Origin of the sequence: Methanosarcina baikalica (genome assembly GCF_031461075.1) — an archaeon.
GTDB classification, from domain to species: domain Archaea; phylum Halobacteriota; class Methanosarcinia; order Methanosarcinales; family Methanosarcinaceae; genus Methanosarcina; species Methanosarcina baikalica.
On sequence record NZ_JAVKPK010000001.1, the window covers coordinates 136,066 to 158,030 of the forward strand.

The window sequence follows — 21,965 nt, forward strand, 5'->3', positions numbered from 1 at the left end:
AATCAGGCCTTTATTGGCGGGATGGTGTTGATGCATACAGAGCGATTTGAAGAATATCTTGAAACTATTCTTTACCTTATTAGAAAGAACCAGGGCCCTGCAAAGACAAAACAGATATCCGAAGAGCTCAATGTATCTCCGCCGAGCGTGACGGAAATGATTAAAAAATTAAATTCTTCGGGCCTTGTAGAATACACACCTTATCAGGGAGTCGAATTGACCGAAAAGGGAACTGATCAGGCTGTCAGGATCAAAAGGAAACACCAGGTGCTTGAAACCTTCCTGGCTGATGTCCTTGACTTCGATAGGAAGGAAGCTCACAAAGAAGCCTGCGAACTTGAACACGCAGTATCTGATGCCGTACTTGAAAGGCTCTACGAATTTTTAGGAAGTCCCGAATATTGCCCCGACGGGAACCCTATCAATATCGATAAAAATAATATCAGGCGAGAGGAAAAATTCATTCCCCTTGATGAAATGGAAGAGGGAAGTTCAGGCAAAGTTACTCGGGTAACCCTTCCCAGGGAGACAAAAGAACGCCTGACATCCCTCGGTATCCTTACGGGCGAAGATATTGAAGTCAAGCGCAAGCAAAAACAGGGCTGCATCTCGGTTATAGCAGTTGGGTCGGAAATTGCTCTCGGAAGAGACATTGCAAAGAAAATCTTCATAACTCCGAAAACCAAAAGCCTGTAAAGGGGCAGAGAAGGCATATAACTGGCAAAGAGCAAAATAACTGGGGACGTGATAGGAATTTCCAGCTCATGCTGTAACTCCGAAAGCGGAAATAAAAGCAAAACCCCATATGATATGACAATTGCCTTCATAGGCAATCCAAGCGTTGGAAAAAGCGTTTTCTTCAGCAGGCTTACAGGGGTAGGTGTCGAGGTCTCAAATTACCCTGGCACGACAGTTGCACTTAAAAGGGGAATTGTAAAGGCTCGGGGGAAGACTATTGAGGTAGTTGACCTGCCTGGAATTTATTCGCTTGGGATTACAAACGAAGATGAGAAAGTAACCAAAAGATACCTCATCGAGGACCAGCCGGATATCATTATCAATGTCCTTGATGCGAGCAGGCTTGAGAGAAATCTATACCTAACCCTTCAGCTTCTGGAACTCGATATCCCTATGGTTCTTGCGTTAAATCAGGTAGACATGGCTGCAAATCTTGGGGTCCTTATTGATGCGGATGGGCTCTCCGAAATGCTTGGCCTGCCCGTAGTGCCAACAGTTGCGACCTGGGGGGTGGGGCTTGATGAAGTAATGCTTGTGGCCCTCGCAGAACAGGGAAAAGTGCAGAAACATCACAGAGTAAGGTACAGCCACTGGATCCGGCAGGCTCTTTCCAACCTGGACTATTCTTTTCCTGATTCATCTCTAAGCGCAAAGACTGCAGCTCTCCTGAACGATGTCGAGTTTGTGGAACTCTGCTGTATGCCACCTGAGGCTAATGCCCTACTCTCTTCTGCCAGGCGGTTAAGGCAAAACCTGGAAATGGAACATGGAATATCGGTACCCGATACAGTTGCAAGAGATCTCTATGGAGAAGCCGGATACATAGTGGACAGCGTGATCTCAAGGTTCGAGCCCAAAAAAAGCTTAAGGGAAAGAATAGATGCAATCCTCACCTCTCCTAATTTCGGGATTCTGGTGCTCATATCCGCCCTGCTCCTTACTTTCCTTCTTGTCTTCCGGGTAGGAGGTTTCCTTGAGACCTGGATTGTGAACGAAGTCTTCGAGCCCTATGTGATCCTGCCTGTCGAGACCGCGATTTCAGGCATGCCGCTTATAGTGAGGAACTTGATCCTGTATTCTCTTCGGGGAGTGGAGGCAGGATTTGCAATTGCAATTCCTTATATTGCAGTCTTTTACGCCATTCTTTCCATATTCGAGGATTCGGGATATCTCACCAGGGCGGCTTTTCTGCTGGACAATCTCACTCATAAGCTCGGGCTTCACGGAAGAGCTGTGATCCCGCTGGTTCTTGGCTTTGGCTGCAATGTCCCTGCAATTATGGCAGTACACGCCCTTGGCACGCGGCGGGAAAAGAGGATAGCTTCCCTTCTTATAGCTCTCATTCCCTGCTCTGCGAGGACAGTTATAATCCTGGGGCTTGTGGGAACTTTCGTAGGCTTCTGGCCTGCGGTTTCGATTTATGTTCTGGAAGTAATAATTATTACCGGAATGGGCTGGATTCTCGGAAAGACTCTACCCGGCCAGAGAAGTGGCTTCATTATGGAAATGACCCCTCTCAGAAAACCGGAGCTTAAATCTACCCTCAGGAAAACCTGGATGAAAAGTCGGGAGTTTTTTTATATTGCTTTTCCGCTTCTGCTTGTTGGAAGCGCGTTTCTAGGAGTTGCCGACGCCCTGGGCCTTCTCTCGATCTTCCAGGACTTTGTAGAGCCTGTATCTGTAGGCCTGCTGGGTCTTCCGGCATTCGCTGCAACCGCACTGGTGTTCGGAATTCTTCGAAAGGAAATGGCGCTTCAGATCCTTGCCGTATTAGCAGGCACAGCCAACTTTGCAGCTGTAATGACACCTGTTCAGATGTACCAGTTTGCTGTAATCACGACTATTTATATGCCGTGTATGGCAACGATTGCGGTACTTAAACACGAGTTAGGAGCAAAAGATACGGCTGCGATAGTTCTTTTCACTATATTTCTGGCGCTCGGGGTGGGCGTTTTGATCCGGGTTTTAGGGCCTTCTTTTCTTTGACTTCTTCGTTCCTTTTTTATCGAGCTTTAAGGCCATTTTGTGGAAAGTAAGCTCCCGTCTCTCTGGCATAATGTTTATATATTAATAAGCTTGTTTATTTCTTTTCAAAATGCTTTGCGTTTGCCGCAAATTATTAATACTTGATACATCGTGTTATTCCCGATGACCCGAATCACCAATCACTTACACAAAAACGTGTTGAGTGTTATTATGGATATTCTCGAAATGGATCATTTCCACGAGCCTGAACTTGATGAGGTTCAATTTTTCCTTGAAAGCACCGGAACTCACGGCTCCATTGTTAATGAAAACGCTGTGGAGATGGAATGTACATCCTCCAAAATTCAATCGAGAGAGAGCGTACTGGTCGATTTCGATGATTCCCTCACATCCATCAACTAACACATCAAGAAAATTTTTATCATTTGACTGAAATCCAACCCTTTAACTCGTTCTATTTTAGAGCTAAATTTGGGTTTCATTCTCCTATTTTGCAGTATTATGGACCTTTTTTCTCGGAATTTGATCTCATATTTGCGGAATATCTTTACCCATCTGTTTCGGAAACGAGATGTTCCATGTGCTCTCTGATTTATTATTTATTCCTCAAATCGTTAATTTTTTACAGAAGATAAATGTAAAAAACAGTCATTTTTTCCAGGAGATTCCAAATTTCAAACGTATGTTTTTAACCATTCAGCAGATTCACATCTTTAGTTTTTGGAGATTTTTCAAAACTTTTCTTTTGTATCTTTTTTCCTGTTCTCTCAGCTGATTTCTATAAAATATTTTCAGAAAGGTTAATAAAGCGATTCTTATTATTATTACTATTTAATTAAAAGTTATATCAGGCTGGAAAATACTATCGATTACCATATATATATAAAGCAAGATTACATGTACTTTATACAGATTATTTGAATTTTCATAAGCTAATCAATTTATTTATAATTGTGGTGATCTGACTTACCGGTAAAAAGTTGCAGACAATCAGGAAACCGGAACCCGAATTTCTTATAAGAGGTATTTTAATGAGAACTGGACAGAGGGACGTGCACAATACACCGCTTAAAAGGCGACTGTCAATAAATTATGAGGAGCTCGAGACTCTCAAGAAATCGATTAAGGTTTCGGTTCTCAACGAACTGCGGGCCGAGATGGAAAACGTTTCAGATCAAGACTCCATTAAGGACCTAGTTCTTTCCGAAATCAGAACCGAACTGATGGGAATCCCTAACCCTGTCCTACTCAAGGCTTCAATCCTCGATGAATTGAGAATGGAATTGAAAGCATCCAGAGAAAATGATTCGGGAGTGGCTGACCGGAAGCTGAGGGAACTTGCAGGCATTCAGGATGGTCTTGTCCGCGAATTGCTTGACCAGAAAATGCTTATAAGGAAACTGGGAACTGATATAGGAAATCTTACTAAACTGCTGGAAGATGCGAAAAATACTGTTCCTGCTACCTCTCCTTCTGTTACTTTTACCCTTCCTGAAGACCCTCTGGATCTTCCTTCCCTTTCCAGAAAGCCGAAACAAAACCCTGAACTCCGAAAAGAAAACTCTGCAGCACGCAGACTGACTGAATTCAGGGAAGAGCCTGCCCCTCTACCAGACACAAGTGCAAAAGTCCAGCTGAAGCTCAGAGAAGTCGAGCCAGCTGAACTTGATAAAGAAGAAGTTGAGACAAAGTGTGAGTACATTATTGCAGAGAGCGGGGATAAAAGACGGCTTAAAGGCAATGTGAGGCAGCAGCCGTCAGCCAGAACCGAACCTGCCAGGCAGCCGCCCCCAAGACAGTCACCCTCTGTGAGGCCGTCTGCCCCTGTCAGAACAGACCCTTCGAGAGCTCGGCCTGCGGATGATTATAAATGTGAATATATAATCGCTGAAAAGACCTCTAAAAAGCATTTCATAGAAGAATCCGTGGACCTGCGGGAAAGTGAAGATGCAGAAATCATCACGTGCAGCCGGAAAAACTCCCGGGCATACTGAGGCTTAAAAACAGAAACTTCCTCAAAAATGCGAAATTACAGAGGCATCCTGTGTATATAAAAGAAATAGAATTCGTTAATTTCAAATCCTTCGGAAAAAAAGTAAAGGTTTCCTTTTACAACGACTTTACCACTATTTCCGGCCCAAATGGGAGTGGAAAGTCAAACATTATAGACGGGATTCTCTTTGCACTCGGGCTTACAAGTTCCAGGACTCTTCGGGCTGAGAAACTTACTGACCTGATTTACAACGGCGACGAGGCAAAAAAGCCTGATTTTGCCCAGGTTACGATCCGTTTTGACAATTCCGACCGCAAGTTGCCTATAGATCTTGATGAGGTCGAGATCTCAAGAAAAATCCGCCGAACAAAAAGCGGGTACTATAGCTATTTTTATTTCAACGGAAAAGCTGTAAACCTTGGAGAAATACATTTTCAGCTTGCAAAAGCCGGGGTGACGCCTGAAGGTTATAATGTGGTCATGCAGGGAGACGTTACCCAGATTATCTCCATGACCTCTGTAGAACGACGAAAGATTATCGACGAAATCGCAGGGGTCGCAGAATTTGACGAGCGCAAGCAAAAGGCACTTGGAGAACTTGAAATCGTCAGGCAACAGATCGAACGTGTGGATATTATTCTTGAGGAAGTAAAAATCCAGCTAGGAAAACTGGCCGGGGAACGCGACCAGGCCTTAAAATACCAGGCACTTAAGGCTGAAAAAGCCAAATTTGAAGGTTATGTCCTGCTTTCTAAACTCAAGGACGCAAGGACCGAACTGCAAAATGTGGATAAGGAGCTTGCCGGAAAGGAAGAACACCTTGAGAAAGTTCAGGCTCTGCTAACCGAGAGAGTGCAGGAACTCCAGGCTCTTGAAGATTCTCTGGAAAAGCTTTCCCTTGAAATCCGTAAAAAAGGAGAGGATGAACAGCTTCAGGTCAAGAGGGAGATAGAAGAGACCCGGGGAGAAATTTCGCGCTGTGTGGATAGCATCGAGCTTTCGGAATCCGAACTTGAGGAAGCTGATTCGCGGCGCAGGAAAGCGTTTATAGAGATAGATTCTACCAAGGGCAAAGTCCGGGAACTTGAAGAGAAGATCGAAGCCGAAAACCTGAGAAAGGACAGCATTTCGTCAGAGCTTTCCGAGCGCAAAACAGAGCGCATGTTGCTCCAGAGCAGGATTGCAGCTGTAGACGCAAAGTTTGCCACGACAAGGGATGAACTCATAGCTGCCAGGAAGAAACTTGAGGAGATCAAGAACGAAAAGAACGAGCTCATCCGGGCCGAGGACCGGCTTCTCGATACTCTCAGGAGAAAATCCTCCGAACTGCGGGAGATAGAAAACCAAATAGGGGATGCGAAAGCAGCGGTTGCAACTTCTGACAGTGACACGCTTTCTGTGAGGTATGAGATTGAAAAGCTCTCCGAAAACCTGGAGTCCCTTATTCGAGACCATGACGATATCGAAAGCAGCCACTTCAGGATCAAGGAGGATATAAGGAAACTTGAAAGCAAGCTTCATGGTCTCCAGCAGGAATATGCAATCACCGAAGCGAGAGTACGGGCTTCTGAACAGGGAGGAAGCTATTCAAGAGCCGTGGAGATGGTAATCGGGGCTTCGCGGCAGGAAGACCTCTTCGGAATTTACGGCACCATTGCCCAGCTGGGAAAAGTAGACAGACAATATTCAACAGCTCTGGAGATTGCCGCAGGAAACCGAATGCAGGCAATTGTTGTAGATACCGATGCCGATGCTGCCGAAGCAATTGAGTACCTGAAGCATAGAAAAGGAGGGAGAGCTACTTTCCTTCCCCTCAACAAAATGAAAGAATCCAGGCGGCTTGAAAATCTAAGTTACGAAAACGGAGTAATAGGGTACGCAATTGACCTTATAGAATTTGATTCAGGTTTTGAACCTGCTTTCTGGTATGTCTTTCAGGATACCCTTGTCATGGAAGACCTTGCAAGTGCACGCCGCCTTATGGGAAAGGCAAGAATGGTCACCCTTGAAGGCGAACTCCTTGAGAAGAGCGGGGCAATGGTAGGAGGGTCCATCTCTTCTAAGTCGGGAATTTCTTTTGCAGCTGCAGAAAAGGACAAACTTCTTGAACTTGCAGACGAGATCAAATCCCTGGATGCAAGCAGGAATGCAGCCATAGGCAAACAGGACAGCATTGAAAGTCACCTTTTCGAGTTGAACCGGAAAATCCGGGACTGTGAGGCTACGATTTCGCGAAAGGAACTCCAGCTTGAGGAAATTGCAGGCAGAGAAGCCAAACTTGCAGAACTTATCGAAGCCAAACTTGTAGACCTCAAAGCAATCGAGGAGTCCAGAACCGAACTCAGGGCTGAAATGGACAGGGTAATTGCGGAAAAGACCGATAAAGAAGAGGCTGCATCTGAACTTGAAGTGCAGATTTCCGGACTTGAAGAAAAACTTGCTGACTCCCCTCTGCCTGAGATAAATAAAAAGATCGAATTCGTTGGCGAGGAACTCCGGCGGCTCGAAGGTCGAATCCGGGATACTGAAGCCAGTCTGAATGCTCTTCAGCTTGAAAAAGAGTATGCAGAACAGAAAATTGCAGAAGCAAAGGAACTAATCAGAGACCTTGATGGAAAGAAAGCTTCCAGGCTGGAAAAAGTAAACTTCCTAAAAACAAAAATCCGGGAACTTGAGGAAAAGCTCGAAGAAAAAAAGACCAGGGAGCTTGAACTTTCCGATGAACTTCGAGGGCTGCAGAAAGAGAGAGAGAGTGTCCAGGCTGAACACAGTGCTGTAAAGCGCAGGGTAAATATTGCCGTAACTACGCTTGAAAAGGCAAAACAACAGGTGCTTACGCTTATAGCTACGAGAAACGCCCTTCTTGACCAGGAAAAGCAGTTCATGGAAGAAGTCGTGAGAAGAGGTATAGAGGAGACCGATGAGGTCCCGAACTACGAAACCGTTTACATGAGGATTCAGGCAATCGAAGAGGCCCTCAGACGGCTTGAGCCCGTAAATATGAGGGCAATTGACGAGTACAATGAGGTAGAACTCAGGCTTTCGGATCTGCAAGGAAAACGGGATACTCTTTTTTCCGAAAGAGAGCAGCTCCTTGAGCGTATCGACCAGTATGAACAGCTAAAGCGGGATGCCTTTATGGAAGCCTATACGAGCATTAATGCCAATTTCAGCGACATTTTCCATGAGCTTTCCGACGGTATGGGTGAACTCTTGCTTGAAGATCCTGACGATCCTTTTGCAGGAGGGATGACCCTCCGGGCTCAGCCCAAAGAAAAAACTCTCCAGCGAATAGAAGCCATGTCCGGAGGAGAAAAAAGCCTTACAGCCCTTGCTTTCATCTTTGCGATCCAGCAGTACCGCCCTGCTCCGTTCTATGCTTTTGATGAGATTGATATGTTCCTTGATGGACAGAACGTGGAAAGGGTTTCAAGACGCGTTAAAAACTCAGGGTCAAAAGTCCAGTTCATTGTTGTTTCCCTGAGAAAACCCATGATCCAGGCCGCAAGCAGGACAATAGGAGTTACAATGCAGGAAAATAATATCACGAGTATTACCGGAGTGAAGCTTAATGGCTGAGCTTATGGATAATGCGGGAGCAGCACTGGAAGTCCCCCGACTTAAGGCTCTTACTGTTCTTGAATCCGGGGAAAACAACTCTCTTTTTGCGGACCCGGAAACGTACGGACTTACAAATACTCTTTCATGTCTTGGAATTGATTGGAAGCTGCTTGATATTTCGGATTTTGAGACCTATGAACCCCTGGGCATACTTGTTGAGCTTGCTCGGGATGGGAAGATCGACCCCTGGGATATAGATATCGTACAGCTGACTGACGGTTTTCTGGGAAGGGTGGAAAAGCTCCAAAAAATGGATCTCAGAATTTCCTCAAGAACACTTCTTTATTCTGCGATTCTTCTTCGCATGAAATCCTCGGGAATCCTCGAGATAGAGAAGGAAGAAGTCGATGAGTTTGATTCTGCTTTTCTTGACGATCAGGATCTTCCTGAGCCTGGGGAGTTTCCTATTCCGAAACTTCCTGTCCGCCGCATTTCCACCAGACCGGTCACACTCAACGAACTGATTCTTGAACTAAAGAAAGCAGAAAAAAGCCTCTCCAGAAGAAATGAAAAGAAAGCCCTCCTAATTGCAGAAAAACCTCCTTCTCGTCTTCAACTTACTACAGGAGATGTCCTGGGTCTTGCGCATGAAGAAACCATAAGCTCGCGGCTGGCACTTATCTGGGCCAGGCTTGCGGAACTATTTATAGCGCAGCCTGTAGTAGTTTTTTCCAGTTTTCTGGAAACAAGTGAAGATAGAGTCATGGATTATCTCTCTCTTCTCTTTCTTGCTTCAAACAGGAAGATTTGGCTTTTCCAGAATGAACTTTTCGAGGAACTATATATATATCCGGGAGAGGAATCCGGAGTTTCCACTGAGGGCAACCCGTCTCATTTCCATGAAATAAAGTTAGAATCAAAAGCCGAAATGTCGGGGCCTCAAATTAAAAGCTCCTCGGAAACAGATTTTACAGGTGAGATGCCTTTGCATGATAACCCTGGCAAAGAACCTCCGAAAACCGCACTTTGAGATATTGACCCTAATCGAAGCCTGCAAAAGCAAGTTAGTTTGATTAAAATCCGCCTGATTAAAAGTTAACCTGATTGAAGAACAATTTTATTCTTTTTCTGGAAGTGAAATTTATGAGTGAGCTTGAGATGCTTGAGATTATCGAAGCGGCACTTTTTGCCGCTGGGAGGGCAGTAAGCCTCGAGAAGCTTGCAAAAATTACAGGGAAGCCAAAAAAAGCCGTCCTTTCAGTAGTACAGGAACTAACGGAGGCTTACTCTTCCAGGGGCTCGGGTATTGAGATCCTTGACCTCGGGGACCGTTACGTCATGCAGGTCAAGCCCGAATATTCCGAACTTATGCGGGAAGTTGCCCCAAAAGAGCTTTCGGCCCCGAAACTTCGCACCCTTTCCATGATTGCTTACCACCAGCCTATGCTCCAGTCAGACCTTATTGATATGAGGGGAAGCGGAGCCTATGATCATATAAAGGACCTTATAGAGCGGGGGTTTGTAGAGTCCGTACCCTGCGGAAGGAGCAGGCAGCTTTCCACAACTTCTCTTTTTGCAGATTATTTCGGGCTTAAGAAAAACGACCCGACAGCCATAAAGGAGAAAATCCTTGAACTTTTGAGGTCTCAGGGCGGGCAGAGTGAGATCAACCTGTGGATCGGAAAAAAGACTATTGTTGTGACTCCGATGTATGAATCTCTCATGAGCATGTGCGGGATTAAGGAATACTTTGTGGCCAATGCTTACTCACCTTCGAAGGAAGAGATCTCCCGTTTGCTTGAGGCGGATGTGCTGGTTGTCTCGGCCGGTTACTCTGATACCGTAAGGCAATACTGCGACGGAGAAATCCTTGAAATGCATTCAACAACTTTTGAAGATCTCATAGAAGCGATTTCGTTACTTGCCGAAGAACTTCCCGATGAAGTGGCCCCTAAAACCGTGGAAGAAACTATTAAGAAGATTCGGGAGACCAGGGAAAGATATGTTTCTTCCGCTGTGCTCATTGAGAAGAAGGTAAAGCCGGCAACCGAGATGGTCTCAAAGGTCATAAATGACCTTTCTCTCGGAATTTCCGCAGACGGCGTTCTCGTTGCTCCTGACTACGGGACTTCAAGGAACGGGGTAAAAATAGAGACCGGAGCTCAAATCCTTATACCCACTCATCGCAGCGTGGAAGGTGACCTCCTCAAGAGAGTCTGCACAAAATATGATGCTATTCTTCAAGGTCTGGAAAAGTTTGAGGATTGAGACGTCTGAAATACAGCATGGATACCCCTTTCTTGTTCAATTTCTTTAAAATCACGGGCGCCCGAAATTTAAGTTTTTCTGTCTCATTATATCCTATATATAAATGCTTTATATAGTAAGCAGAGTATTTGACTATAGCTTTATATACTGGTTAGAGAATATTACCTTTGCTTTATATACTGAGGGTTGACTAATGAGCGAATCTAGCATCAAAATCGAAAACGTGGTCGCATCCACTAAACTCGCTGAAGAATTCGATTTAATTGTTATCGAATCGGAGTTCGAAGGAGCTGAGTACAACAAGCAGAAGTTCCCAGGGCTCGTTTACAGGGTTACGGACCCTAAAGCTGCATTCCTTGTCTTTACTTCCGGCAAGGTTGTCTGTACAGGAGCAAAAAATGTTGCCGACGTGCACACAGTTATAGGTAACATGGCAAAAAAACTGAACGGCATCGGGATCAAGACCTTAGAGAACCCCCAGATTACTGTCCAGAATATTGTCGCTTCCGCAGACCTGCACACTATTTTGAACCTCAATGCAATTGCAATAGGGCTTGGGCTTGAAAACATCGAATATGAGCCCGAACAGTTCCCTGGCCTTGTGTACAGAATCGATGTGCCCAAAGTAGTTGTGCTTATCTTCAGCTCAGGAAAACTGGTGGTTACAGGCGGCAAGTCCCCTGAGGATTGTGAGAGAGGTGTCGAAGTCGTCCGCCAGCAACTAGACAACATGGGGCTTTTATAAGAACCTTCAATCTATTACAATATTATACTCCCTTTTCAGGATTCATTCTACGGAAATAAGAAAACTGATATATTTTACAATAAAACGGATTCTGCGGCACGCGTAGAGGTTCCGGCAAAGGATATGTGTAAAACGTGAACAGCGCAGATGTTTGCATTCTTGTTCCCACACTTAACGAAGCTGCAACAATAGGGCAGCTTATCAAGGACTTCAGGAAAGAAGGCTTTTCTAACATCCTGGTGATCGACGGAAACAGCAGGGACGGCACAGGGGAAATTGCAGAGGCTGAAGGGGCAAGAGTTGTCATGCAGACCGGAAAAGGTAAAGGGCAGGCAATGATTCAGGCTTTCGGGCTTATAGAAAGCCCTTACGTAATAATGGTTGATGGTGACGGGACATATCTTGCCCGAGAGGCTCGTTTCCTTCTCGAGCCTGTGCTTGAAGGCCGTGCCGATCACGTTATAGGCAATCGGCTGGAAAATTACTCCCCTGGAGCCTTTACAAAGCTTAACCTTATGGGTAACCGTCTGATAAACATGTTTTTTGACATTGCGTACGGAGTAAAATTAAAAGACATTCTCTCAGGTTACCGTGCTTTTACGCTCGAGAGTGTGAGGGAGCTTGAACTTAACAAGACAGGCTTCGAAATCGAGACTGAGATTTCTGTGGAATGCATTCTTAAAAAGCAAAGGGTCGAAGAAGTCCCTATCACTTACCTTCCGAGAAGTGAAAAAGGTGCAACCAAGCTAAATCCGGTAAAAGACGGGTTCAGAATCGGGTCTACTATCTACAAGCTTGCAAAAATGCATAACCCTATGTTTTACTTTGGAATTATAGGTTACATCTCAATCTTGGCAGGCCTGTTCACAGGAACCTTTGTTGTAAGCGAGTGGATCGAGGGAACCGATCATATCCCACTTACCATTCTTACAACCCTGCTGATCATATTCGGCCTTCAGATGTTTATCTTCGGAACCTTGAGCGATTTCATATTAACCCTTCATAGGCAAACAGTCCAGTTAATTATAGAAATGAATAAACAGAAAAAGTAAAAAATTTCTAATTTTTCAGTTTATATTTTTTAACTCGGAGATAGTGACTTTTTTGAAGTTAAGAGATCACTAAAACTGCTATAACATCAATATATTAACAATTTTTTGATTATTTCTAAAAATCGGACATATTAAACTAGCTTTAAAATTATTATTTAGTTTATATTGAATGATTTATGAATTGGTTTCTATTTTTTTGTTTAGAAAGCGTACAGCTTACGCTTTCTATAAGTTAAGAACTTAAAATCTAAAGCCCAGGTAAGAAACAACCGATAGCGATTACCCTATAAGTAAGTTCTGCCTAAAAATTCTAATTGATTTTTATTTGTTCACCTTAGGTCTATAACTTTACCTTTATTAATATTTATTAGGGAATTAATCCCACCCACTTATGAATAATTAATCTAATGTAACATATATAGAGTTCAAACAAAAAGTTTGAGAGCCAATCTGAACTCCATATTCCCAGAGGCAAGAGAATCATAGACTTGCAAGTACTTAACTTACTTAATTCTGCCTCTGGAGTAAAGAAACTAAGTAAAGACATGATAACAAAGAAGAAATTTGGATTAAGAACATTGATTTTGGCAATGCTGCTGATAAGCATGTTGCTTAATACCAGCCTCTAGTGCTAAGCCATTAACTGAAAAGACAACTGAGAAAGCCTGTTGAAGAAATCGAGTAGAATGTCCCAGAGCCAGAACCGATTATAACACTAAATACAACAGCTAAATTGCCTTATTGGTACTTACTCGAGGCAGACAAAAATCAGCAAAAAATCTTCTTTAGTTATATTGACAATTGCTATGTTTCCAATGAAGAAAAGAAAGATATTGGGATTCAATGGTCTGTAGATGGTACTAATACAGGTACTCATAATAAAATGACATATAGTGCGTGCAGAAAGATGGGAGTCAGTATAAATTATGCGCAAACTGCAAGTGATTATTCCGACGAGCCAGATAGTTGGTATACCGGATTGTATATAATAACTGGGATGTCGGACAAAAATATGGAGACGTGGTAAGGATGGACTACGTGAGGCAACAAAATACAATAAGGGGCTTGTAAATTATGTGAGAGGATAACTCCTCTCATTTTTTAGAATATGAGGGGGCAAGTAAAAGTGAGAAAAAGAAATCTGTTACTTATTACTGTTTTGCTTATTCTTGTTGGAGGGGGCATTGTCGTGAGCATATGGTTCCATGCTATTCATATGGATACGAAAGATTGGAGGGATAGAAGTCAACACTATCATTGTGGATATGGTGTCAGGGTAGAGGGCCTTTCCGGAAGAAATGTGCTGGGGCCTACTGTAATAATGGTTCCGATTCCTGCAACAAAAGAAGGCAGATTTTTCACTCCACTTGCTCAGAAAGACCCTTATTTTACCCAGGAGCTGATGCACGAAATCAACAATTGGCCTGAACAATACCGCAAAGGTCCCTATTTTGAAAATGCAACTGAAATCTTTGACAACAAAACAACGCCAGGAGGTTGGACAACCTTCATTGTAGAAACTGAGAAAGGATATATGCTTGGATTCAGGACAAATGAATCCGTGCTCCAGGATATTTCTTTTAGTGCAAATTTTGTTGCAGACTATTTTGATATTTTCGATCCTATAAGTAACGGAAGTCCAATATTATTCCCGGTTGAAAACACTTCGAATATTTCTGTAATCCCTTATGGAGAATACACCAGGTATGCCTCAAATCCAACTTATGACAGTTATGTCTATGTAAGTGAATGTAGACAAGGAGCACCGATAGATTTCCACATCCGTTTGGAAGCAAATAATGACCCTGGGGAGTGGCCCAAAGAATACAGGGGCCAGTACCTGAACGAAATAAAAGCAACTATCAGTGGCACGGGCTTTTTAAAAGTCAAGGTTACTCTGGGACAGGAATTTTATTTTATGGCAATACCTCAATAATTCCAGAATATTAGCGATAAAATTCCTAATTATGTTAATGAAACTTCTTAACAGTAACAAAACTGGGTGTTCCTTATACTCCATTAATAAAATTTATAATATTGACTTAAACGTTTTTGTGGAGTTCAAGCAAACTTTCCAGGCCATTTGAACTCCACAACTAGGAGTAAATGAATGATTTTTTGGAATGTTGTAAGTATCAAATACACATCGAAACTATGTTAATTTATTTATTGTGATGTTTGCCAATGGATTTGCCAATGGATTTGCCAATAGATAATAGTTCAAAAGAGTAAACTAATTTTTGAATATAGAAAATTGAGGTCTTATTTTTTCTCCCGTTAGACTATATTTTTTATGCCTGATTTTACTATGAGCCTTGCCTTCTTCAATTTTTAATTTAAAACAACTTTACTTGTTTTTTCCTCAAAACAACTTTATGATTTAGTTATGAAAGATTTATTTTGAATATATATTTTATTTTTCCGAGATCTATGGGCATTGAAGTAAAGTAAAGTTGATTAAGGTTAAAGTTAATTTTTTAAATAGCGTTATATATAATTACGCGCTTTTTATGATCTAACTCACTTTTACCTTAATTACAGCCTAATCTTACAGATACATGTTACAGATAATAGAAAGCTTGAGGTTAATAATATGACAATTGTGGAAGATGCTCAAAAAGGAATAATCACCGAAGAGATGAAGGTCGTTGCAAAGAATGAAGGACTTGACCCTGAATTTATCCGCCGTGGTATTGCAGCCGGAAGAATCGTTATTCCAACTTCCCCTTACAGGCAGGTAAAGCTCTGTGGTATCGGAGAAGGGCTCAGGACAAAGGTCAACGCATCCATCGGTGTATCCTCAGACATTGTCGATCCAAATATGGAAGTCGAAAAAGCCCAGGCTGCGGAAGCCGCAGGCGCAGACACCCTTATGGAACTGGGGACTGGCGGAGATTTCCTCGCAATCAGGAAAATGGTCATTGACAGCATCTCCCTTTCTGTAGGTTCAGTACCTCTCTATCAGGCTTTCATTGAGGCCGCAAGGAAGTACGGCTCAATTGTGCATATGACTGAAGAAGAACTCTTCAAGGCGACCGAAGACCAGGCAAAGCTCGGGACCAACTTTATGGCAATCCACACCGGGATCAACAATATCACTATGGACCGGCTCAAAGCCCACGGCAGGTACGGCGGTCTCTGTTCCCGCGGCGGGGCCTTTATGACTTCCTGGATGCTCCACAACGAAAAGGAAAACCCGCTTTATGCCAATTTCGACTACCTCGTTGAGATTCTCAAGGAACATGAAGTTGTACTCTCCACAGGAAATGGAATGCGTGCAGGTGCAGTTCACGACGCAACTGACCGTGCCCAGATCCAGGAACTCATCATCAATGCCGAACTGGCTGATAAAGCTCATAAACAGGGTCTGCAGGTCATTGTCGAAGGTCCTGGCCACGTCCCGCTCGACCAGATCGCAACCAACGTAAAACTCATGAAGGAAATGAGCGGCCATAAGCCCTTCTATATGCTTGGTCCGCTTGTAACCGACATCGCGCCCGGCTACGACCATATAGTAACCGCAATAGGTGCATCCGTATCTGCATCTTATGGCTGTGACTTCCTCTGCTACGTGACTCCTGCAGAACACCTTGCCCTTCCAAACCTCGAAGACGTCATCACAGGGGTCAAGACCTCAAGGATTGCAGCTCACGTAGGGGATATGGTAAAGTACCCCGACAGAGCAAGAGAACAGGACCTCGCTATGGGCAGAGCAAGAAGAGAACTTGACTGGGAAAAGATGTATTCCCTTGCAATCGACCCCGAACATGCAAGAGCAGTCCGGGCCAGCAGGGCACCCGAAGACACAGACGCCTGCACAATGTGCGGTAACTACTGCGCCCTGAAGATCGTCAACCAGAGCTATAATCTCGCAAAATAAATACAGTACTTCTTAAAGGAAAGTAAGGCCTTTTGGCCATGCTTTCTTCTGTTTTTACTTTTTCGATTTTTGATTTATATTATCATTTACCCTGTTACTTGCAACGGGATACGCCAGCTCAACTTTGGCTTTTCTTTTAATTCAGGCATTTTTTATATTGTTTTTCAGTCCCAATTTTTGCCTTTCTGGTAGTTTAAAATCGATAGTTTTTTACATAAATATCTTTAAAATATCGGAAGTTATCTTTTCTATAATTTACTGAAACGTTGAACAGTCTTCTTACATGATACATAATCCAGAAGGACATTTTAGATTCTATCAAGGGTAGAGGTTTTATGAAACGAAAATCAGTTAAAGGGCTCGTTGCTCTCGGAGTAATTAAGGGGTTCCTTACTCTCGGAATATTACTATTTTTTACAGTCTTTTCAGAATGCGGAGCTTCTGCAGAGGTGGCGAAGCCTTCGGAAATAATGAGCGAAGAATGCACATTTGAAGAGCTTAATCCCGACGAGGTTACCACTGAATGGAACGATTCATATCTCTTCAGCAACAGGGAAGATGCCTTAGAAGAACTTGAGGCATTAAAAAAGAGATCCGAAGAAATAAACGAAACTTTCCGTCCGGAATTTGAAAATCTGTCGGGACCTGTTTTACTGAGTTATATGGAAGCTGAAAAGGAATTTTCAAGGTCTTTTGATATTCTGTACATTTACGCATATACTCAGCTCAGTAAAAATGTTAATGATCAGTTCCTTGTTTCCCTTCTTACTGACTCTCAAGATCTGGCTACTGAACATGGGAAAGCCACTGCGTTTGCAACCGTAAAGTTGACATCACTCTCAAATGATGAGTGGGAAAGGCTCTTTTCTGAAGAACCCGGGCTTGAGAAATATCGGCCGCATCTTGAAGCTACCTATATGAGGTTTGCAGATCACAGGTCAATGAATGAATCCCAGGCTGTATATCTTTCAGATATTGAAAATCAGCGCATGAAACTGGAGACTGAAGCACTTTCGAAGATCACGAACAACGTCACGATGGCAGGAAATATAACGCTTGAGGACGGGGAGGAGTTTTCAGTCAATTCCCAGTCCTACAACATTCTGCTTTCAACAGACCAGTGCCGAGAAGACAGGAAAAAATGTTATGATAAGAGATTTTACCACCTGATCAACGAGTCCGATTCGATGGCATCCCTCTACTCCGAAAAAGCCCGGCTTGACGACCTTGCCTCCAGGCAGTTGAACTACACGGATTCTTATGATTCCTGCCTCTACGGGCTCTATCTCAACAGAACTCAGATTGATGATATGAATACGGTTTTCAAGGAGAAAAAATACGTATTTGAAGACTACAATAAGTTCAGGAGAGAAAAGCTAGGGCTTGAAACTCTCAAGCCATACGACCTCATGCTGCAGTTAACGGATCAACCTGGTAGAAATTACACTTATGTAGAATCTTTGCAGGAGATCCAGAAATCCTATTCCAGAATGGATCCCATTTTCAATGAAATCTTTTTAAAAACGGTAACTGGCAATTTCATAGACGTATATCCTGACCCTGAACACGGAAAACAGCCAGGAGGTTACTGTTACGAACTCTGTGCCCTGAAGGCCCCGGCTCTGATTTTTATCAACTACAACGGTATTATCAGTGACCAGAAGGCTCTTACTCATGAACTGGGGCATGGGGCCAATTTCTACCTGATGGGCAACTCCGTAGATTACACCTACTGCTTCGGTCAGATATACGAAATGGAAATTCCTTCAACTTTCAATGAAGAACTCTTTGTTGATTATGTGGTCGAAAACTCTGATAAAGAAACCGCAGTTGCGGTACTTTCCCAGCATATAGGAGAATATCAGAACTACTTGACCAGGCAGCCCATGATTACGGAATTTGAATATAAAGCACACCAGCTATGCGCTGAAAACGGAAATGTCAGCGGAGCCGAACTCAATGCGCTCTGGACAAGTCTATCTAAAGAATACGGGAGCGACTCAGTTGAATATTACGATGAAAATTCTGCGGAATGGGCTTATATTAACCACATTTACCTCACAAACAATTACTATACTTTTAACTACGCAGTTTCAAAGGCAATAACTCTCTCCCTCTTCAAACAGTACAGGGAAGATCCGAAAACTTTCAATGAGAACTACATAGCCTATCTTTCGGCAGGTTCGACAATGCTTCCTGAAGAGAAACTCAAAAAGTATTTCGGGATCGAAATCAACAGGCAGCTCTTTGAAGATGCAATGGTCGTCGTGGAGTTGAGGATTAAGGAATTGAATGAACTGGAAAAAGACAAGGATGGACCTGAGTCTGATTCTGCCGTGGAAAACCTGAATATTTATTCGGGATCTTTCTGGAACATCGGACGTAAAATTAAATGAATTTAAATATTTTAGGTGAACGTTTGAGGCTGCTTGCGGGCTTTAAGTGTCCCTCAGCCTTTAATTTATTTTCTTTTTACTCAGAGCAGGATTTTCTCCACATCTCAGGCCATGACTTAAGCTCAACCAGCGCTTTTTGCCACACCATTGAATAAACATTTCTGCCAGAAGCGCTACAACTCTATTTGCAACTGCTGCAGGAGGCAAACAAAATGTATTATGATATAATCGAATCCCCAATTTGTCCTATTCTTCTGGCAGGAAATGAAGACGGACTGAAGCATCTTATCTTCCTGAAAGGAGAGAGGAAAGTAGAAGTCCCTGATGACTGGGTAAAAAACAAAGAATTTTTCAAGGAAACGGGCAGGCAGCTTGAAGCTTATTTTTCAGGGAAACTCAAATCCTTTGACCTCAAGCTGGCTCCTGAGGGAACGGATTTTCAGAAATCCGTCTGGAAAGCTTTGTGTAAAATACCTTGCGGGGAGACCAGGACTTACAAGGATATAGCCGTATCTATAGGGAAACCAAAGGCTTATAGGGCGGTGGGGCTTGCGAATAACCGGAATCCAATTGCTATAATCGTTCCCTGCCACAGGGTTATAGGGGCAAATGGGAAACTTACCGGCTATGCTTCGGGTCTGGATGTAAAAGCATTCTTATTAAAGCTTGAAGGGAACGAGCCGTATGCTGATTAAAAATAGATTATACCCTGAAATCTCCATACCGTTATTTTCCATCTGGATATTATCACTTTTTCTTTAACCTATAAACCATTTTCAAAAAATAGTACTCCACTATCAAGAACAATACCCTCTAAAGAGTGGCTATTATTTCGGCGTGACCTGCCGTTATTTTAAATAATTCTTGCTAGATAAATTTTAAATCTGTTATTCATGCACCCGACAACAACAGATTTTCAGGAGAAACCACTATGGAGCTCAAAAATAAGATTGAGAGCATTATTAAAACAGCCGCCACAAATCCAGGTACTGAAACCAGATACCATGGACCTCTTATCGGTTATGTTTCAGCAAATGATCCCATTTTCGATGAAATGAAAGAAATCATAGGGCCTCATAACCTGTACCCTGAGGAAGTATTTCCCGAAGCAAAAACCGTTGTTTCCTTCTTCCTGCCTTTTGAAAAAGAACTTGTGAAACTAAACTGGAAGTCTCCTGACCCGGTAAAAGAATGGATTCAGGCTAAGGGTGAAACAGATCGATTGATCACGAAAATCAATGAAGCGCTCAAAGCCGAGCTTGCAAAAGAGGGGATCTCGACAATTGTGCCTGAAATTATTTTCGATTATAAGAATAAGGGTTTTGACGTTGCCTGGTCCCACAAGAGCGCCGCTTACGCTGCCGGGCTTGGTACTTTCGGAGTCCATCAGATGTTGATAACAGCGGCAGGATGCGCAGGTCGTTTTGGAACTCTCTTGATCTCTGCTGAAATCCCTCCTACTCCACGCCCGATCGAGGAGTTCTGCTGCTACAAAAAAGGTGAGAAATGCCTTGTCTGTGTGGACAGGTGCCCTGCTGGCGCTCTCAGCACAAGAGGACTTGACAAAGAAAAATGTTTCAGGCTGCTTCAGGAAAATGCAAAAGCTTTTCCCGAACTCAATCAACCAGCCTGCGGAAAATGTGCGACAGGACCGTGTGCTCTCAGGTCTCGTTGAAACATGGGAATTTCCCCCGTTTCCAGATATCGATTTCGCGATTTTAATTATTTCAACTTTTCTTGAGAAAGACAGGGTTCAGTGCTGAATCTCAGCTTAGTTGCTTATATCACCGTTAACGGAGTTGAAGCATTCTTCGAGAAATTCTGCGTTGTTACATTTATCCATAGATGAAGTTCTCTATAAGGCACACTGACATTCTCTTCTAACATGTCCTTTTTATCGTTATTGTAGAACAAAAATTCAAGGTTCATGTTCGTTCCCACGAAGGGAGGAGTTATGGTTACTGCTTTTTCCCAGGTCTCATTGTTCACGATGCATATACTTTTCCAATCATCCGGCAAAGGTAGAGGCGTGTCTTCGAGCCTGACTTCCATTGTATCGTTTACGGGCTTCTGCTCATGATTTATAATTCCAACTATTATTGTCCCATTCCCCCCGAGTACGTAATCTGTTGGATAGTTTTCAGCCGTCCCTTCAGGCCCCAAGATGTAGACTTCGGTAAAAGGCTCCTTTAAAGATTCTGCGTCCAGAATATCGAATTCGGTAAAAGGTTCCTGTAAAGACTTCGCGATTTTCAGCATCTCGGCTTTTTCAAGGTAACCAGTAAGGGTCATTTCAAATTCTCCAAGATTCCATATCAGAATTTTGAGGTCTCCGAACTGGTTAATGTATTTTCCTTCCTTTCCGTTGATACTGACATTTTCAGCCATCTGCGCGGGCGTAGCATTTTCTTCGGGCTTGTTTTCGTAAATAGTTTGTGTTATCAGGAAACTTTCATCCTCTCTCTGGTAGTTAAGCATTACAGCCTCGGAACCCTGGCCTTCAAGGGCTGTCTCGTAATTATCGTATACCATTGTGTAGTTAAGCACATATCCTTCGGGGATGTATTCCGGGATAAGTATTTCAAAACTAACTTTTTCTCTGGCTTTTTCAAGGCTCATTTCTTCAGGAGCTTTAAAATCTTCCAGGTCAATAACTTTTATCTCTGCTCCTTCCGGAACCTCAAACTCAAATTCGGGATCAGGAATGCCTGTATTTAGTTTCAGGTCGCTCATTTCTGTTTCTATTACCAGGTTTCCTTTGTTGTCATACATTTCGTTTCTAAGAGGCATCCATGTCTCTCTATCCACCCACATTTTCGTCCGAGAAAATAGGCTGTACCCTTCTTTCTCCGCTTCCGGCTCAGCTTCAAGGACATATGCGCTCCTTCCGTCCACCTCTTCAACTCCCAGAAGTGAAACATTTGTTTTATTTAGGAAATCCTCAATAAGCCCCACATAACCACTTTTATTTAAAGGTGACTTCTCAGGCAGTTTAATTTTTGTAACCGTATTTGTCCCTGCATTATAACTCCACAAGAATTCCCCGTCCGAAACAGTTGCAGCTTCTTCTTTTCCCTGTTCTATGATCCAACCCTTCATCATATTCGGCTTTTTGTACATTATCCGTTCTTCATTTTCCTGAACCTTCTCTCCATTGGCATAAGTCGCCGTATACATTATGCAGGAGTAATCTTCGATGCTTTCTCCTTTTTCCTGCATCTTCGTTGCGATCTCTTCTGCACTCAGCTCTTCCTCACATCCTGATGCAAAGAGAGCCAGGCTTATCAAAATTATCAAAGCTAACGCTTTTGTCTTTCTCATTTCTAACCCACTCTATGAGATATTT

At 43.1% G+C, this 21,965-nt stretch carries 15 protein-coding genes; 14 read left to right on the top strand and 1 reads right to left on the bottom strand.

Annotation, left to right across the window (positions count from 1 at the left end; genetic code table 11):
- The first annotated feature begins 30 nt into the window (after positions 1–30).
- The 14 genes from RG963_RS00585 (at position 31) to RG963_RS00650 (ending at position 20,294) form a co-directional block, all read left to right on the top strand.
- On the top strand, positions 31–696 hold the full coding sequence (locus RG963_RS00585) for a metal-dependent transcriptional regulator (RefSeq protein WP_310574327.1): 666 nt from the start codon (positions 31–33) through the stop codon (positions 694–696).
- A 48-nt stretch (positions 697–744) separates the two neighbouring features.
- A complete protein-coding gene (gene feoB, locus RG963_RS00590; RefSeq protein WP_396654674.1) occupies positions 745–2,724 on the top strand; it encodes a ferrous iron transport protein B in 1,980 nt (659 codons plus the stop codon).
- 162 nt (positions 2,725–2,886) lie between these two features.
- The gene (locus RG963_RS00595; RefSeq protein ID WP_310574328.1) at positions 2,887–3,126 is read left to right on the top strand and encodes a hypothetical protein; all 240 of its coding nucleotides are present in this window, start codon (positions 2,887–2,889) and stop codon (positions 3,124–3,126) included.
- A 629-nt stretch (positions 3,127–3,755) separates the two neighbouring features.
- Positions 3,756–4,718 (top strand): hypothetical protein, encoded by a 963-nt coding sequence (locus RG963_RS00600; RefSeq protein WP_310574329.1) that lies wholly within the window; start codon positions 3,756–3,758, stop codon positions 4,716–4,718.
- 50 nt (positions 4,719–4,768) lie between these two features.
- Positions 4,769–8,296 (top strand): chromosome segregation protein SMC, encoded by a 3,528-nt coding sequence (gene smc / locus RG963_RS00605; RefSeq protein ID WP_310574330.1) that lies wholly within the window; start codon positions 4,769–4,771, stop codon positions 8,294–8,296.
- Entirely contained in the window at positions 8,289–9,308 is a 1,020-nt protein-coding gene (locus tag RG963_RS00610; protein ID WP_310574331.1) for a ScpA family protein, read from the top strand. The genes smc and RG963_RS00610 overlap by 8 nt, the downstream gene beginning before the upstream one ends.
- Positions 9,309–9,421: 113 nt before the next feature.
- Positions 9,422–10,546: an SMC-Scp complex subunit ScpB gene (gene scpB, locus RG963_RS00615; protein WP_310574332.1), complete on the top strand. Its 1,125-nt coding sequence runs from the start codon at positions 9,422–9,424 to the stop codon at positions 10,544–10,546.
- Between the two features lie 193 nt (positions 10,547–10,739).
- Positions 10,740–11,291 (top strand): TATA-box-binding protein, encoded by a 552-nt coding sequence (locus RG963_RS00620; protein ID WP_310574333.1) that lies wholly within the window; start codon positions 10,740–10,742, stop codon positions 11,289–11,291.
- A 134-nt stretch (positions 11,292–11,425) separates the two neighbouring features.
- The gene (gene aglJ, locus RG963_RS00625) at positions 11,426–12,343 is read left to right on the top strand and encodes an S-layer glycoprotein N-glycosyltransferase AglJ (protein ID WP_310574334.1); all 918 of its coding nucleotides are present in this window, start codon (positions 11,426–11,428) and stop codon (positions 12,341–12,343) included.
- A 1,126-nt stretch (positions 12,344–13,469) separates the two neighbouring features.
- Positions 13,470–14,279 (top strand): hypothetical protein, encoded by an 810-nt coding sequence (locus RG963_RS00630; RefSeq protein ID WP_310574335.1) that lies wholly within the window; start codon positions 13,470–13,472, stop codon positions 14,277–14,279.
- A 657-nt stretch (positions 14,280–14,936) separates the two neighbouring features.
- A complete protein-coding gene (gene thiC / locus RG963_RS00635; protein ID WP_310574336.1) occupies positions 14,937–16,223 on the top strand; it encodes a phosphomethylpyrimidine synthase ThiC in 1,287 nt (428 codons plus the stop codon).
- A gap of 335 nt (positions 16,224–16,558) precedes the next feature.
- Positions 16,559–18,619, top strand: a complete 2,061-nt coding sequence (locus RG963_RS00640; RefSeq protein ID WP_310574337.1) for a M3 family oligoendopeptidase — start codon at positions 16,559–16,561, stop codon at positions 18,617–18,619.
- A 212-nt stretch (positions 18,620–18,831) separates the two neighbouring features.
- A complete protein-coding gene (locus RG963_RS00645) occupies positions 18,832–19,314 on the top strand; it encodes a methylated-DNA--[protein]-cysteine S-methyltransferase (protein ID WP_310574338.1) in 483 nt (160 codons plus the stop codon).
- Positions 19,315–19,550: 236 nt separating this feature from the next.
- Positions 19,551–20,294: an epoxyqueuosine reductase gene (locus RG963_RS00650; RefSeq protein ID WP_310574339.1), complete on the top strand. Its 744-nt coding sequence runs from the start codon at positions 19,551–19,553 to the stop codon at positions 20,292–20,294.
- Positions 20,295–20,398: 104 nt separating this feature from the next.
- On the opposite strand, the gene RG963_RS00655 is transcribed toward RG963_RS00650, so the two are convergent.
- The gene (locus RG963_RS00655) at positions 20,399–21,940 is read right to left on the bottom strand and encodes a DUF1616 domain-containing protein (RefSeq protein WP_310574340.1); all 1,542 of its coding nucleotides are present in this window, start codon (positions 21,938–21,940) and stop codon (positions 20,399–20,401) included.
- Positions 21,941–21,965 lie beyond the last annotated feature (25 nt).